The sequence below is a fragment of the Chitinophaga sp. LS1 genome, from assembly GCF_034274695.1.
In the GTDB taxonomy this organism is placed as follows: Bacteria; Bacteroidota; Bacteroidia; order Chitinophagales; family Chitinophagaceae; genus Chitinophaga.
The window spans coordinates 7,516,562-7,531,738 of the sequence record NZ_CP128362.1 but is presented as its reverse complement, the minus strand read 5'-3'; the positions used below and the strand labels follow the sequence as shown (position 1 = coordinate 7,531,738).

14 protein-coding genes, 1 tRNA gene and 1 pseudogene are annotated in these 15,177 nt (G+C 41.4%); 8 read left to right on the top strand and 8 right to left on the bottom strand.

From position 1 onward, the window contains the following. The first annotated feature begins 17 nt into the window (after window positions 1-17). The 3 genes from QQL36_RS30790 to QQL36_RS30780 all read left to right on the top strand — a co-directional run bounded on the left by QQL36_RS30790 (window position 18) and on the right by QQL36_RS30780 (window position 2,004). Entirely contained in the window at window positions 18-182 is a 165-nt protein-coding gene (locus tag QQL36_RS30790) for a helix-turn-helix domain-containing protein (RefSeq protein ID WP_321567897.1), read from the top strand. A gap of 76 nt (window positions 183-258) precedes the next feature. Beyond that, complete coding sequence (locus tag QQL36_RS30785) at window positions 259-1,755, top strand: S8 family serine peptidase (protein ID WP_083727090.1); 1,497 nt, start codon at window positions 259-261, stop codon at window positions 1,753-1,755. Between the two features lie 9 nt (window positions 1,756-1,764). Then, entirely contained in the window at window positions 1,765-2,004 is a 240-nt protein-coding gene (locus tag QQL36_RS30780; RefSeq protein WP_083727088.1) for a hypothetical protein, read from the top strand. A 34-nt stretch (window positions 2,005-2,038) separates the two neighbouring features. Here the strand turns inward: QQL36_RS30780 and QQL36_RS30775 are convergent, their stop codons facing one another. Continuing rightward, complete coding sequence (locus QQL36_RS30775) at window positions 2,039-2,521, bottom strand: GNAT family N-acetyltransferase (protein ID WP_321567896.1); 483 nt, start codon at window positions 2,519-2,521, stop codon at window positions 2,039-2,041. A 68-nt stretch (window positions 2,522-2,589) separates the two neighbouring features. On the opposite strand from QQL36_RS30775, the gene QQL36_RS30770 reads away from it, so the two are divergent. Next, window positions 2,590-3,000: a hypothetical protein gene (locus QQL36_RS30770; protein WP_083727084.1), complete on the top strand. Its 411-nt coding sequence runs from the start codon at window positions 2,590-2,592 to the stop codon at window positions 2,998-3,000. Between the two features lie 3 nt (window positions 3,001-3,003). Here QQL36_RS30770 and QQL36_RS30765 read toward each other — a convergent pair whose 3' ends face one another. After that, window positions 3,004-3,417, bottom strand: a complete 414-nt coding sequence (locus QQL36_RS30765) for a hypothetical protein (protein ID WP_083727082.1) — start codon at window positions 3,415-3,417, stop codon at window positions 3,004-3,006. Between the two features lie 169 nt (window positions 3,418-3,586). On the opposite strand from QQL36_RS30765, the gene QQL36_RS30760 reads away from it, so the two are divergent. Next, window positions 3,587-3,826: a hypothetical protein gene (locus QQL36_RS30760; RefSeq protein WP_083727081.1), complete on the top strand. Its 240-nt coding sequence runs from the start codon at window positions 3,587-3,589 to the stop codon at window positions 3,824-3,826. Window positions 3,827-4,324: 498 nt separating this feature from the next. Here the strand turns inward: QQL36_RS30760 and QQL36_RS30755 are convergent, their stop codons facing one another. From QQL36_RS30755 to QQL36_RS30745, 3 genes are read right to left on the bottom strand one after another with little or no spacing between them, the layout of a single operon-like run. Further along, entirely contained in the window at window positions 4,325-4,453 is a 129-nt protein-coding gene (locus QQL36_RS30755) for a hypothetical protein (protein ID WP_320575942.1), read from the bottom strand. A gap of 57 nt (window positions 4,454-4,510) precedes the next feature. After that, the gene (locus QQL36_RS30750; protein ID WP_321567895.1) at window positions 4,511-6,217 is read right to left on the bottom strand and encodes an amidohydrolase family protein; all 1,707 of its coding nucleotides are present in this window, start codon (window positions 6,215-6,217) and stop codon (window positions 4,511-4,513) included. Window positions 6,218-6,239: 22 nt separating this feature from the next. Continuing rightward, a complete protein-coding gene (locus QQL36_RS30745) occupies window positions 6,240-8,270 on the bottom strand; it encodes a gliding motility-associated C-terminal domain-containing protein (protein ID WP_321567894.1) in 2,031 nt (676 codons plus the stop codon). Window positions 8,271-8,418: 148 nt separating this feature from the next. Here QQL36_RS30745 and QQL36_RS30740 point away from each other — a divergent pair. Continuing rightward, window positions 8,419-8,503: transfer RNA gene (locus tag QQL36_RS30740), tRNA-Ser, on the top strand. A 278-nt stretch (window positions 8,504-8,781) separates the two neighbouring features. Here QQL36_RS30740 and QQL36_RS30735 read toward each other — a convergent pair. From QQL36_RS30735 to QQL36_RS30725, 3 genes and pseudogenes are all read right to left on the bottom strand, one after another. Then, window positions 8,782-9,707 (bottom strand): annotated as a pseudogene (locus QQL36_RS30735) (virulence RhuM family protein). 878 nt (window positions 9,708-10,585) lie between these two features. Next, complete coding sequence (locus QQL36_RS30730) at window positions 10,586-11,311, bottom strand: DUF6794 domain-containing protein (protein ID WP_321567893.1); 726 nt, start codon at window positions 11,309-11,311, stop codon at window positions 10,586-10,588. 84 nt (window positions 11,312-11,395) lie between these two features. Continuing rightward, a complete protein-coding gene (locus tag QQL36_RS30725) occupies window positions 11,396-11,941 on the bottom strand; it encodes a hypothetical protein (protein WP_321567892.1) in 546 nt (181 codons plus the stop codon). Window positions 11,942-12,493: 552 nt separating this feature from the next. On the opposite strand from QQL36_RS30725, the gene QQL36_RS30720 reads away from it, so the two are divergent. Then, window positions 12,494-14,065, top strand: coding sequence for a hypothetical protein (locus tag QQL36_RS30720; RefSeq protein ID WP_321567891.1), 1,572 nt, complete (start codon window positions 12,494-12,496; stop codon window positions 14,063-14,065). 28 nt (window positions 14,066-14,093) lie between these two features. Then, window positions 14,094-14,507, top strand: coding sequence for a hypothetical protein (locus tag QQL36_RS30715; protein ID WP_083729193.1), 414 nt, complete (start codon window positions 14,094-14,096; stop codon window positions 14,505-14,507). Window positions 14,508-15,177: the final 670 nt, after the last annotated feature.

Here is a 15,177-nt window from a genome sequence, read left to right as displayed (position 1 = left end):
AGGGATATCTGAATGAAATGGTGAAGAAGGTCTCCGGTTTTCCTGCGAGTCATCATATCAGGCAACGGGTCGTGCCCGAGGTCAGGCGACAGGCTCCCTATTCAGGGGCGAGTATGAAGGAGATTGCGCGTCAGCTTGGTTTTGATGATTTGGCTCATTTTAGTAAGTTCAGATACGATTAGCTATTTCTTTAGTACATTCATATAGTTAACTTTTATACCATTAGAAGAATTCCATTTACTCAAAAAACTACCTGTTATGGCAAAGAGCAAATCAAAGACCGGTAACTACATCCTGCTGCCCGTCACAGACACTCAAACCACTGCCGACACGAATCCTAAAGTTGAAAACTTCCTGACAGCTGTGTTAGAACCCGCAGTAAGCAGGGAGGCCGTTAGCCTGAAAACCCGCGGACCTGAAAAATCTGCAAAGAGAATTCCTGTGAAAGTCATCGACTCTATTCAGGAAAACGGTGCCAAGCTCGTACAACTTAGTCAGGAAGAACTGGCAGATTTTCGTTTCTCCTATCCCGGTCTGCGTATTATTAAAGAGAAATTTTACAAGAAAGCGCTGGTATTCAGGGAATCTATTCAACAGAAGGCAAAGAAAACGAAGACCACTAAAAAACTGGATCTGACAGTAACGGATACAGACGGTACGCCCATAGCTGGTATTTTCATTGTTGCATTTACTGATTTTGAGAACAGAACGGGAGATTCCGGGAATACCAATGCAAAGGGCAGGCTCTCACTGACCTTAGCCAGCAAGAATATAGAGCGGATTTATGTGTATCCGGAACATACGTACTGGGGATATTACAAAACGGGTTTTTCTGCCACCAGTCTCACCATCAAACTGCAGAAAATAGATACCGGTTACACCGATTCCTTACGTCATTTTTACGACACACCACAGTGGCCAAAAATTACGCAGAAGCTCCGCATTGGTATTATAGATACGGGTGTAGGGCCGCACAAAGACCTGGTGGTAAGTGGCGGTCTGAATTGTGTGGCGAATGAAGATCCTGGTGATTATAAAGATAATGGCGAAGGGCATGGGACCCACGTAGCAGGTATTGTAAGTGCCTATGGGGGGGTATATGGACTGGCTGCCGGCGTGGAAATTTATAGTTACAGGGTGTTCCCTAAAAATTCCGATGCGTCTAACTTTTACATCATGAAAGGATTGGCGCAGGCGATACAGGATGAATGTGATATCATCAACATGAGTCTGGGTGAATCAGGAACGGATGAAGGGATTAGTAGTTATATCAAGCAGGCTTATAATGCGGGGATATTGTGTTTTTGTGCCAATGGCAATGATGATAGGGGACCGGTGAGTTTTCCTGCCAATTACAGTCTGTCGGTAGCCGTGTCTGCTATGGGGCGTAAAAATACGTTTCCAAAAAATACGGTACAAACAGGGATTGTAAAGTCACCATATGGTACAGATAAGGCTAACTTTATAGCAGACTTTTCCAATATAGGTGTGGAAACGGATTTGACAGCTCCTGGGGTGGGAATTATATCTACCTTTCCGGATGATTTGTATGCGATCATGGATGGTACGAGTATGGCTTGTCCGGCGGCGGTAGGTATGGCGGCGCGGGTATTGGCGGATGCGCCTGATATTTTGGCTTTGCCAAGAGCTTCAGCAAGGGCAGATGAGATGATGAAATATCTTTCAACAAAGATTCAATTTATGGGATTTGGTGCGAATTATGAGGGAAAAGGTATGTTGACAGAAGAAAAATAATTCATTGTTATGGCAAACTATATATTACAATACAGGGGTAAAGGTATTCCTGATTCACAGCAGGTAAAGGAGACTTTACATATTTGTGGCGTGAATATTATTGATGGTAGTCTGCTGCCGCAGACGGTACTGTTGGATATGAGTGATGGTGAGGTGGAGAATGTGCGGGGGCGGTTTGAAGCGGAGTGGTCGCTGACTCCTGAAAAGAAATATAGGGTGCCGGATACAAAGAAACGTCCTTTAAAGTAAACCGGTTTTGCCATTTATGGCAAAACTGGTTTGTTTATTTCACGTCCATTATCATCCACAGGGTGGTATTATAATGTCCTGAATTTCCCATCGGTTTTTCCAGTGTTCTAAATCCTGCTTTCTCATACATTCCCACCGCAGTCGCCAGTTGATCAAATGTTTCTAAATAGATCTGCTTATATCCCAATCCGGGTGCCGCGGCAATAGCCTGCTCCATTAATATTTTCCCTAATCCTTTTCCACGTGCTGCAGGAGAAAGATAAAACTTCACGAGTTCTGCACATTTATCCGGCAATCCATCTGTAGGGTACAATCCACATCCTCCTAATACTTCTCCATTTTCTTCTGCTAAATAATAAACACATCCGGGGTGTTGGAAAACTTCATACAATCTATCTGTATTCGGATCGTCATAAACTGTTCCGATCAAAGGTGCGTCGAATTCAATGAAGATGTCCCTGATTATTTTTGCGAGTGCGCTATTGTCTCGCTGTTCCATTGTTCTGATAGTGGGCATCAATAATTAAAATTAGTAGGTCGTCAAAATAGACAAAATACCTATAATTGCATAACAAAGTTTTGTAAATGATAGCAGATACAGACATCCGTGTGGGGAATTTAGTTTATTACTATGATTTGTATATGAATGAAACTACTTTCAAAATAGAAGGTATATTGGAAGGGTATGTCTATAATTCCTGTCTGCCGAAAAGCAAGTTGCCATTGGCAAAAGTGAATCCGTTAAAGTTGGAGGTGGATCAGTTGAATGCGTTGGGTTTTGTGAGGGGGGAGCGGGAGTATGGGGAGGATATCAACGTATATTCTTATCGGTATACGCACAAGGATAGTGTTTATATCCGGGATGAGGGGTATTCTTTTCAAATGCTGGCAGAGTCACCGGCAGGGTTGGTGCCGTATGGGAGGTCAATGGTGTATGTGCATCAGTTGCAGAATTTGTTTTATGGTTTGACAGGGGAGGAGTTGGAGTTGATGTAATATTTAATCCCCCTGAAGTTTGGCCTTTAATTTTGCTGATAGTTTTTTTCTATAATCTTCCCGGGAGAATGATTGGCCTTTTAACTCGGCAAGCTCCATTTTTAGTTCAGCAAATTGATCCATATAAAATTCGCGTGTAATTCTTTCTTCTTCGATCAAGGTTTTTATTTCTGATTGGCTTCCTTCACTTCTAATAAAATAGTCAATAGAAAAACCATATTTTTTTCCGTAAATATCACAGAAAGCCTGAACTGCTTTTAATGTAATATTCTGCCTTCCTTTTGAGATTTCAGTGATTGAATTTCCAGTTTTATATCCCAGTTCTGAAGCTAAAATTTTGTTAGCAGGAAGTCCTTTAATTTTTTTCAGGATATTAAAAAGGTCTATAAACCGTTCAGTTAGCTGGTTTGCTGCCATAGTGATTTTTTATTTTTATACAGAAAAACTGTAATTTCACGTTGAATAATTTGATGAATTTAAATCTTATTTTATCACGTCCAAAGTGAATTTCACGGTATTTATCACAGTATTTTCCATAGTGATTTTCACAGTGAGATTTTAGCAAATATAAATATAAAAATTACTCATGTCCGTATTAACCACCCGCCAGCAAAAAGTAAAGAAGGGGATTGTTCGAGCTAAATTGAAAAACTATCGGATCACTCTTAAAGCTATTGAAGAGCGTAGTGGTGAATTGAGAGAAGATGGCAGACCATTCCATAGAAATACCGTTTGGGCTGCGTTTGATAAAGAGAATAAATATTATAATGAAGACCTTATTCATCTTGCTGAGAGAATGATTGAAGAAAAAAAAGCTGCAAAATAGCTTGCTGATGTTGGCGAAATTAAATTGGATATGATATTGAAATTATCATTTTTGTATAAATATTTTCTGAGTTGATAATCGGAGTGTAATTATGAATATATTCTTATCTTTGGTATCAATGAAATAGAAAAGGCCCAGGAAGGAATTCCCAGGCCGTTTATGATGAATGTAATTAAATTTTTCTGTTACCATCGATGATTGTGTAATAAATCAATAATGACCGGTAACAATTTTAAAATAATAGGGAATACCTCCCAAAAACATCGCGGAGGTTTTCGTTTCTTTTTCATTATCTCAAATTTTTTGCAGGGTTACGGCCCTGCAGGTTACAAAATAAAAGCCCGTTTTATCTTTGGTCGGATGGCGGGCTTTTTCATTTCTTTCAAATGTCGTATGTTTTTTTTAAAGTCCATAATAATGAATGATATTGCACAAAAAATGAGAATGGGATTGACTTTTAAGCCAATCCCATTCTCATTTTGACAATGATTTGATCACTCAGCAAAGATTCCTCAAACTCAACCAAACCGTAGTAGTCGGCGCTACATTCTTCTCACCTTTACTCACATTCAGATTTGCAATTTTAATCTTCTGCAGGTTCAGCTTTTTCGCTTGTTGCTTTTTCATACATGTTATTTTGAAGGTAATAAAGCAATCAATTTACACTATCCCACTGCAACAATCCTACATCGCCATTGCAACTTTCACTATTTTATCGTGATCAATAGTATAAATCACTACCGCTGTCAGCGCCTTATCTTTTATCCCCGTTACCCGTTCCTCATCCACTACTGTATTCCCTGCCACAATCCTCTTCACCATCTGACAATGTAATTCCGGTGCTGCTTTAAAAAGCGGTCCATAACTTTTCCTCATCGCCTCTTTACCTTCCAGTAACAATTTACCACTTGCCTGATCATAGATCTTCACACTATCACTATAAGGCGCCAGAAAAGCTTCCAGGTTCCCCGCATTATACGCATTCAGTTGTTGCTGTGCGAGTATCTCCGGTGTCACCGGCAATAATTTTTCTTTAGTAAAGATCTTTCCATTATGAATAGTCATCGATACGTTCCCCAACACATTCAGATCGAGTAAAGGATCCTTTTCCAACAAGATCAGGTCAGCGATTTTCCCTTTCTCTATACTCCCATAATCTTTCTCTTTTCCAAAACCGATCGCTGCATTCAATGTCGCATCCTTAATAATCTCAGCATTACTCAAACCCACTTTTTGCATGGCCAACAAATCTTCCAGAAAAGAACTGGCATGCATAGTACCAATATTTCCCGCATCCGTACCTGCCGCTACCAATACACCTGCATCCTGAGCCAGTTTTAAATTAGTGGCCATAATCGTATCTGCTTTGTTCGGTACATGAATAAAACCACGCGCCGCTTTATAATCATATGCTTCAGGCATATGCAGCAAATCAGTCAGCGTACCCAGCATAAAAGGATCACTATAGGCCAGTTCATGCGTGGTAAATGGCTGTCGTTGTATCATTGCCCTGTAATATCCATCCATCACCCTCAGTGTTGGAATATACAGGATATGTTTATCCTTCAGCATCTTCAGCATGCCACCATCCATAACAGCATCATCCACACTATGTACGAGAATATCGGCACCCGCCGCTACCGCGAGTTTGGCTGTTTCGTACTGTGTAGCATGCACCGCTACTTTCAGTCCATTGGCATGGCTTTCTGCAATAGCGGCCTTCACAATGGGCAAAGTACTATCTGCTTTATGTCTGGAATAGACGATATACCATATCTTGATAAAATCCGGTTTATAAGGCAGCTCTTTTTGCACCTGTCTCTTCGCTTCTTCCGGAGAGGTCACTTTCACAATCGGCGGATCTTTTTCATCCAGTCTCTGCGGCAGGTAGGTAGAAACCAGGGGGCCCGTCACCCATGTTGTCGGCGCTGCGGAATCGCTATTCGCTCTGTCCCTGATTTCAAAATTAGCCATGGGACCACCTACATCTATGACAGACGTAATCCCACAAGCCAGGTATCTCGCCATGAGGTCGCTCAGGTTTGCTTTTACATAATCCTGGTCTTTTTGATAAGGATGATAATTGGTCAGGTTGATCGCATCAGGGCGTGTATACAAACCTCCACTCTGAAAGAAGTGAATATGTGCATCTGTCATCCCCGGCATGATATACTTGCCTGTGCCATCAATGACGGTGGCATCAGCGGGGGCTTTTACTTTATTTGCAGGGCCGGTGGCGACAATGCGATCCTTTGTAATTATAATGGTTTGGTCTGGCAGGGTCACATTCTTTTTCACATCTATCATGTTCACATGGGCAATGCAAATCGTCTGGGCTGCTGCTGACACAGTCAGGCATAGTGCTGCCAGCAGCAAACAAGGGCTCTTCATCGTAAATTTAATTTAGGTTATCTTATCTTATCAGGGTGGCTGTCCCTTTTCTAAAAATCTTCTTTCCGGAATCTTTCACTGTGTACCTGAGCATCCACACATAAGTGCCAATATCGGCAGGTTGTCCCTTTACATTTCCGTCCCACCGTTTGGTCCAGTCGGTGGTTTCAAATACCAGTTGTCCTACGCGGTTATATACAGCAAAATACAGGTCTATCGCTTTGTATGCGTTCAGTGGATAAAGATAATCATTCACTCCATCATTATTGGGAGAAAATGCATTCGGAACATCTATATAACAACTCGTTACAGCTGTAATGTAATGATCGGCAGTGTCCTTGCAATGGAGTTCGTCTTCCACAATTAACCGGATCAGGTATTGCTGCTCCCTGCTGGTCGGGAAGTATTGTTGTGGCTCTGCAGATGGGCTGACGCTGGTTACCCCATTGCCATAATCCCAGTAGTAACGGATGATATTGCCATAACTACTGTCTTTCGCCATCACTACATCCAGTGGACAGTATGGTCCAGGATCTACTGTGAAGTAGGCGCCCAGTGTTTTTTCAAAGGTGATGCTGGTAAATGCGGTATCTGTACATACACCATTGGACACTATCAGTTGTGAGGTTTTGACGCCAAAGGAATTATACACCTTCACCACTTCCTGTGTGGTAGCGGTGGAACTATCTTCAAATGTCCATAGCCAGCTGTTTACATCGTGGGCGCCATCATGCGAAAAATCAATGGTACTGATCTTACAATCGATATTCCTGGTGTAAGAGAAAGCCGCATTTACGGTATCGGCCGTATGAAAAACAGTGGTTTGAGGATATAGTACCGACTGGCCACATTCACCTAGCAAGGTGTTGCCGTCACTGCCGTTTTTGATTGTGACGCTATAATTGCCCTTTGTATAGATAGGGCGGGAGAGTTGCAGCACGATTGTATCCGTCAGGTTATCGCTGTCACAAAGGCCATAAGCGGCTGTAATACTCACTGTTGTGGGTCCGCTTATGGTAAAGTCGCTACCATCGGCCGCGATAGATCCACATCGTACCGGGGAGGATAGTCCTACTTTTAACTGGTCCGGAGCACAGCCGGTAGTTACATCCGAAACGGTGGTGACCACTGATGGCGTGCCAATATGGAAATGCAACGTATCACCCACAGGTACCGGGTTGCCACAGGTATTCGCCAATGTATTGCCATCTGTACCTGCCTGAGCGGCAATGATATAATCTCCGGAAGGCAGTGTGGTATTGAGGGTGAGCGTGATGGTATCCAGGTCGAACCCATTACTACACTGTGTGCTGGAAGCGCCGGTTACCTGGTAACCGCCTGTGGTTACGAAAGTAAAGTCACTGCCATCTGCAGCGAGGGTCGTACAATTGACCTTTTTGGTGAGGGCCACCTTGATGGTATTATTGAGACAGCGGTAAGTTGCTGACTGTAATTCCGGAACAGTCGGATCTGTAATATCTGCGGTACCGCCATCGAAGGAAAGGCTGTACCCGCTTTGCGAATCGCCATCGAAGTGACTGATTAGTAACAGGTAGTTATGTCCTTTGGTGATGGTGGGCATCTTACTGAAGAGTGGCTGTCCATAGCCACCACATACATCCAGGGAGGTGCCGGCAGAAGAGGCGCCGGTTTTACCGCCTTCGCCTGACCAGTTCATACAGACATACAATGACTTATCAGTAAAAACAGCATCAGCTGTTTTGTTGGTGATGTCGAAGATCTGCCAGTCGTAGTCGTCGGATAATGTATTGGGGGTGATGGTAAAGCCCAGGGTGCCGGAAGTATAGCAGGTGAATTTATACCAGTAAGGATTGACGTCTGTGTGGGTGCCATCGCCGGGCACGTTACAATTTGGTCCGGGAATTTCGTGGGTGACACAGACGGGGACGGATTGCTGAATAAAAGATTTTGTACCACAGACCGGGAAGGCGGTGGAGGGAGTCTGGCCGATGGAGGTACAGGTTTGCGCTGTAGCAGTTTTCATAAGAGCCAGCACCAACAGGTGGTACAGGAAAAATTTCTTAATTAGCATGTTTTAAGTCGTCCGGGTAAACATTTTAGTTCTTAAAAATAGGTTTTTTTTCTTTGCAAATGCAGACTACGGTTGGATTTTCGTGCGTGATGAGGGGGGACTTGAAAATTTTTTTTTGAAAATTGTTCCAGTTTCCTACTTTTGCACCGGAGAAATGGCAGAGCGGTCGAATGCGGCGGTCTTGAAAACCGTTGACTGTAACAGGTCCGGGGGTTCGAATCCCTCTTTCTCCGCCGAAGAAACTTGACCAGTTTCGGAAATATTAAAGCCTTCAGATGTAAAAATCTGAAGGCTTCTTTCGTATTTGAGATCTAATGGCAGATCTTATCAAAAATTATTCTGACTGTAACAGGTTTGGGGGTTCGAATCCCTCTTTCTTCGCTAAATAAAAAGCCTTCAAGTCGTGAGATTTGAAGGCTTTTTTTAGAAAACTCGAAACCGACACTAAGAATTATTAGCGGATAAAGTTGATTCTTATTACCGTTGATATAATTCAATAGGCAGATATTAATCAGACGTTCTTTTTTCGTCCTTTAGCGGAAGATGTCGTAATCTTTAAAATCTCTTTATCAAAATCGCTCTCAAAATTTTCGTCCTGTGTTATCCTAAACTTCTGGTACTCATCACCGGCTAACTTAATAGCGACTGCATGGCTTACTGTGCCAGCATCCTTTAGTATCTCATATTCGTTAAATTGCAGGAAGGCATCCAAACGACTTATCCAATCTGCCATTTTCATAGAAATCTGCCTCGATGCTTGTAACTCAGCAAAGTCAAGATACATAGTTACAATACGTTCCAGTTCCTTAATTTCCTTTTCAATTAGATAATTCTTCGCAACACTGATATCTGTTTTAAGTATTTTACCGGACGGCGAATTTTTCCATGTTTGCAACCCCATATTGGACTTGTCAGATTAGCCCGCTCCGCAATAATTTGAGCAGCTGTTTTACCAGTAATAGCCCAATGTAATTTATTCTGTACTGTCTTGAAAAAGGTTTGTGTTATTTCAGAATCCTTGCTATAGTCGATACTGCACTGTTCATATATATCGGTTATTTTGAGATAAAATCTACGTTCACTTGCCCGTATCTCGCGAATACGTTCCAATAGTTCGTCAAAATAATCTTTGCCAAATGACTTCCCTTGTTTCAAACGTTCATCATCTAACAAAAAACCCTTAACGATAAATTCTCTCAGGTTCCTGGTAGCCCAAATTCTAAATTGAGTAGCCTGCATTGAATTTACCCTATAGCCGACAGCTATTATTGCATCCAGATTGTAAAATTCCAATTTACGTTTTACCTGCCTTTCCCCTTCTTGTTGAACCGTTTCCAAAATGGAAATAGTTGAACCTTTATCCAGCTCTCCCGACTCATATATATTATTCAGATGCTTACTAATGGCAGGTACTTCCACTGCAAACAATTCGGCCATCCGTTTTTGAGTAAGCCAAAATGTTTCATCATTAAATATTACTTCAATTCTTATATCTCCTGAAGGTGTACTGTAGAAAATAATGTCGTTATATTGAAATGAATTTTCGTTTTCCATTTAGAATGATATCGTATAATTAGGTTATGTTTTGGCCAATATGATAATGTAAGAAAGTGATTTACAACTCCCAAAATCATCTTCTTTTACTTCACTTTATGAAGTTATTTTATTGGTAGCTGATTAGCAAATCAAATGTTGAAGCATCCTTCTCAGGGCTCCTTGAGTGAAATCCGGCAGGTTCGTATTTGCACACTTAAGTTTAATAAAGCTCAACTCAAAACTAAGAGGTAACAAGGCGGTGGAGTATTCCACAATTACCAATAACTAGTTTCAGAATGAATAATATCTCTAATGAAAGCGTGAATTTTAGATAAATCTTCTATAAACTGGTTCGAAAGTTGTACCCCGGCAGCCCACTAAATAAACTAATCGGGTTTAGCAAATATTGAAGGCCTTCAGATTTTCCATCTGAAGGCCTTCAATATTTGGTAGGTTTGAGATCGAAATTGGCGGTCATGCCGCGAATGATTTTGACTGTAACAGGTCCGGGGGGTCGAATACCTCTTTCTCCGCTCAGATAAATAGAAACGCCTTTAAATCGTTGAATTTGAAAACGTTTCTATTTTAATTAATTCCACAAATGTTAACCCCTCTTCTGATTAATATTTGATTATCAAATAATTAGCAGATTCGAAGTGTATGAAAGATAGATGAAAATTAAACGTAGTGACTAAACACTTCTAATGCTTATATCTTTGACGTTTTAGGCGGTTCATTTGTACATTTTGATTGAAGCTAACAACTATTGAGAGTAAGTGTTATTCAATTTTAAGTCCTATCAAAGAGAAATTTCTCTCGTTACCCGTCTTAACCCGATCCATCAAAATGGGCGTGTCATTGCGGTTCAAATAAGTTACCCGGACAGTAAAAAACACATTGGCTGTGTCATTGATGAAATACTTTTTTGTAACTGTTCCTTTGATGATCAAGTCTTTCCCTGCGTTAAATGCCCATTCAGTTGTTTGACAGTCATAAAGAACTGCGTTACGATTTCTTTCTGATGTGTCAACGGGCATGTATATCGTTATATTGTCGCCTACTTTAAACTTGTTGTAGTTAGAGACCGCTTGAGTTTTCTGTTTCTCATTGCAGTCTATTATAAGCTGCCAATATGCTTTGTAAGTTTCAACTTGTTTGTCAAGTTCAATTTCCTTTTTATTTAACGTCCGATGCAGAGAGGTCAAAATGATTGACGAGATATCGTCAGGGGCATGAATGCCTAATGCTTTAAAGTAGTTTCTCAGTGCAGTGTCTCTGCCACCGTAGACCCAATTGTTTCGTATCCACATTCCAGTGCTTTGGTGTAACTCTACTAAAGCATCCCTTTCAGGCTTGTTTTTAAAATTGTCAAGTTCTGCCGGTGTCCATTGCTGTTGAAAATACAAAACTGCTTCATCTAAATTTTGGGGCAATTTGATTTGTGTCTTGCAACTTGTTAGAACAAACAAGCATGTAAAGAAAAGTGTCAATTTGGGTAAAGTCATTATTGAATGATAGGATCTGTCAAACATTACAGCAAACAACCAGGCTTCATCGTTGGTACTGTGTAACCAGCCAAGCTTAGTTGTTTACGTTTGTTGTCCAATTAAAAATGGCCGTTTCGTCAATTGATCATGGTAGTCAGTTTTCCTAAAGAATGGCCATACATCATAGTCGCCTAACTTTTGCCACTCGTAAAATGAAATAATATGCTCTTCTCTTTTATTCCTATAATGGTGTCCGAGTGTTATGACTGATAAGATTATTTCCTTTAATGAAAATCGAAAAAGTGTATTGTTCGTGTTAAAATAAGGCCACTCATATTTTTTGTCGGAATATAGAAATAAAATACACCGTGCAATGATTTTCAATGCATCCTTTGTTAATGCATCAGATTTCACTAGTTTATGATTTCTTGTGTCGTCATATAACCCCCAACACAATTCAAGCATTGGTTTAATAATAGGATCGTCACCGTCACTCCTTGCTAATTTTGAACGGTGATATTGCTCTGGGAGCCATCCAGCAGATACATTTTCCATAACGGCTTCCTCAAAGTCGTCGTTTGAAATCAGCCCAACGGATAAGTGGCGCAAATGAAGTGCGAGTTTTTTTCTACGTTCCTTGTCTACCATGTTGATGATTTTGATGGCATATCATACCTCTATTATATGCTATATTAAGCCAAAAAAACAATTTTTTGCAAGCGTTTTTTAGCTTCTTAGCAAAAATGGGGTATTAAAAGGTAACTCAAATACGACTCAAGTCAGGTTTAGATCATCCAGTGGATTTATAATTTTTAATAAATCTTTGCTCGAAACAGCCCTTATGTTCGAACAAAAACCTCTTCACCCACACATATATTTAATTCAGAAGAGGATGACTACATTCCATTCACAACTGAGGAACTGGAAATATTATTTAAATCATTATAATTATTCAATGCAGTAATGACGCAGCAGAATGATTATAATAACAAGTAAGCTACCATTTTGACTTGTACATGCATACCTCATTATAACACTCACGCCCAAAAATCACATCTCTCAAACAATAAATAAAATCCCCTCAAATACTTTTTTCTATTCATTATATTTTCTAAATTCATAAAGTCCAATAAATACCAAAAATACCACCCCCCCTCATCCCTTTAAAAACAGCAAAATATAAACCTTAAAATACCTATTATGATTAAAACCCCAAAGGGAGTGGCCCTTCTATTGTCCGCTGCTATTGCTACCTATTTCACCTACTGCAATACAGCCCCTCACAACACCACACAGGATAACCAATTATCGGCCTTAAATGCTTCGATCGATTCGTTTACCTCCATCATGCCCAAAGACATCCAGGACCCATCCGATTCAATCGAAGCCGCCGCATTCGCCTGGAAAGAATTCGTAGCCCTCACATGGCCTGCGAAACCCAATCCCACTCCTAATATGTCGGGCTTCTACCGTGGCCAGCCAGATAACACCACCATCAATGGAGGTACCGGCTCCGGAGGCACTGTCGTATGGGAAACATTTTACCACAGAACAGAATTGTATCCCGGCTACTACGGTACTCACACGCTGCCCAATCCTGACACATTACCAGTTTATATCTATCACGCAGTCGTCACCCCTGCCAGCAAAACTGTAAATCAACACCTGTTCAACAACCTCGATGAGACCAGCGAAATCTCCCTCGCCTATATGTACTATACCCCATTGATAGCAAAAGACAATGCTGCCAATGCAGGCATATTATACGAAGCAAAGGGGAATAACGTAATTTATGACTATCTCAAAAAAACAGGTTACAACAATTCCAATACACGTCAACCCGCGCTTGACAGTGCTATTTCACTCATTAAAAATCTCTCTACCCCTCCCGATAGCACCATTTTTAGCCTACCTAATGCCTCCACTGAAATAAAAGCGACCTGGCGGCATTTCGACCATACTGCAGACAACCTGAAAGATTTTCACTGGACGGAGGGCATTTATTACACAAAGGACAAGAATGGAAGCCTGGTGGCCAACAATGATACCTTCCTGCTCATGTCATTGCATATTATTCAAAAAACGCCCAATGTACCTACCTTTACTTTTGCCACTTTTGAACACGTCACCCTTGAAAAAACAGGTTTCAGATTTATTAATACCAATCCCCGCACGGATTCATCAAAGGGGTTACCCCGCCCCCTGCCCGACTCTGGTGTCATCGAAGCACAAAGACAATTCCCGATCCCTGCCTACCTGAACACGTACAACAGTGCAGCACAGGCACAGATACGTAAGCAATTCGGAAGCTCAAATGTATGGGCCAATTATCAGCTAATAGGTGTACAGGCGGTCGTTACGAACGATCCTACGAAAGTCGTTCCACCCCAACAATTCTTCCTGTCAAATTTTGCAACTGAAACAAACAATTCGCTCCAGTTTTTCCAGGGCGGACTAGCTGGCGTATACTCCAATGTACCTAATCCCGATGCTGCACACGTCTTCGTCCTGGACAAAACCACTAAAAAATACACGCCTTTTACCGCAGGTGGTTGCCTGGGTTGTCACGGATCGCAAGGCCAATTTCAGGGAGGTGACTTCAGTGTTATTGCGGCTACCGGCAACTTCTTCGAGCCAGACATTCCACATCCTTATCCGGTCAATGCACCTGTATTCAAACAAAATCCTACCGGATTCCCTTTACCACATCTGTCCCCGGCGCTGCAGGCATTTTCCGATCCACATGCCATACCTGGTAAAAGACACAAATAATTTTTCACCCTCAAAACCCTTCATTCAAATGTCTGTAACTAAACTTACAAGCTTCAAGGATGTACAAAATTTGTTAGACAGTTTTGTACAATCCAGCGGTGTCACTCCTGGCCCTGCCCCCCACGGTATATTCTGGCATTTCGATGCCAATAATAATCCCATGACCTACAAAGAATTTACGACCGGCTATGTGCCAGGCTTTGATCCGAACTCTTACCCACCGGATGGCTTGTTAATACTGGAAGTAGGCAATGGCGCTTCATCAAATATTGTATTGGCCCTGCAAGGCAAAGGACCATTTGCGCCAGGCGGAAATATCGGGCAACAAATGCCACCACCCAGCCCGCCTTATAATTCTAATAAAACTCCTCCCCAACAGAATGATGTAATCACTGCACTTATTCAATGGATAGATGATAAATGCCCGAATGGGACAGTATAATTAAGAAAGGGCTGGTCTGATGACCGGCCCTTTTAGAATCATCAATGAATGCCTTATCTCGCACCAGGAACCACTCGTACAAAAGTATATGTGGATAGTCGCGTTCCGAAAGGTATCAGTATTATCAAAGGTATTTTATTTACCTGATGGAGGAAGGCGAAGGTGCAGCCAGATCTGATCCGGATGAACGATCTCAAGGCATTTTTTGTATTTAGGAGGTTTGAGATCGAAATTGGCGGCCATGTCGCGAATGATTTTGACTGTAACAGGTCCGGGGGGCGAATCCCTCTTTCTCCGCAGAATATAAAAGCGCTTCAAGGTCAATGACTTGAAGCGCTTTTAGTTTTTACTAATTCTATACTTTATTGATTATCAAACTACAATACGTTCGAATTCCCTTGGCATGAAACTAAGAATATGCTTGTTAAATTGTGCATGTTACCAGTTGCTGAAACGTAGGTTCATTTTCGTTTGTTTTGTTTTTTATTAGATATTGCTGCGGGTAGTATTGTTCACTTTTATTGGGATGCATAGGAAGGTCTTATCAATCGTAAAATCCGATGCCGTTATCCCAACTATCGAATCCTGTATGACAAATCGACGATCCGTAGAAGGGTTAAAGAAACCTACATGTATGAACGTTTTCATATTGGACTGATGTGGGTACTTT

Bases quoted from the DNA above. Each gene is read 5' to 3' on its own strand.
- QQL36_RS30790 (WP_321567897.1), top strand. From the start codon at position 18: ATGGTGAAGAAGGTCTCCGGTTTTCCTGCGAGTCATCATATCAGGCAA.
- QQL36_RS30785 (WP_083727090.1), top strand. From the start codon at position 259: ATGGCAAAGAGCAAATCAAAGACCGGTAACTACATCCTGCTGCCCGTC.
- QQL36_RS30780 (WP_083727088.1), top strand. From the start codon at position 1,765: ATGGCAAACTATATATTACAATACAGGGGTAAAGGTATTCCTGATTCA.
- QQL36_RS30775 (WP_321567896.1), bottom strand. From the start codon at position 2,521: ATGCCCACTATCAGAACAATGGAACAGCGAGACAATAGCGCACTCGCA.
- QQL36_RS30770 (WP_083727084.1), top strand. From the start codon at position 2,590: ATGATAGCAGATACAGACATCCGTGTGGGGAATTTAGTTTATTACTAT.
- QQL36_RS30765 (WP_083727082.1), bottom strand. From the start codon at position 3,417: ATGGCAGCAAACCAGCTAACTGAACGGTTTATAGACCTTTTTAATATC.
- QQL36_RS30760 (WP_083727081.1), top strand. From the start codon at position 3,587: ATGTCCGTATTAACCACCCGCCAGCAAAAAGTAAAGAAGGGGATTGTT.
- QQL36_RS30755 (WP_320575942.1), bottom strand. From the start codon at position 4,453: ATGAAAAAGCAACAAGCGAAAAAGCTGAACCTGCAGAAGATTAAAATT.
- QQL36_RS30750 (WP_321567895.1), bottom strand. From the start codon at position 6,217: ATGAAGAGCCCTTGTTTGCTGCTGGCAGCACTATGCCTGACTGTGTCA.
- QQL36_RS30745 (WP_321567894.1), bottom strand. From the start codon at position 8,270: ATGCTAATTAAGAAATTTTTCCTGTACCACCTGTTGGTGCTGGCTCTT.
- QQL36_RS30730 (WP_321567893.1), bottom strand. From the start codon at position 11,311: ATGACTTTACCCAAATTGACACTTTTCTTTACATGCTTGTTTGTTCTA.
- QQL36_RS30725 (WP_321567892.1), bottom strand. From the start codon at position 11,941: ATGGTAGACAAGGAACGTAGAAAAAAACTCGCACTTCATTTGCGCCAC.
- QQL36_RS30720 (WP_321567891.1), top strand. From the start codon at position 12,494: ATGATTAAAACCCCAAAGGGAGTGGCCCTTCTATTGTCCGCTGCTATT.
- QQL36_RS30715 (WP_083729193.1), top strand. From the start codon at position 14,094: ATGTCTGTAACTAAACTTACAAGCTTCAAGGATGTACAAAATTTGTTA.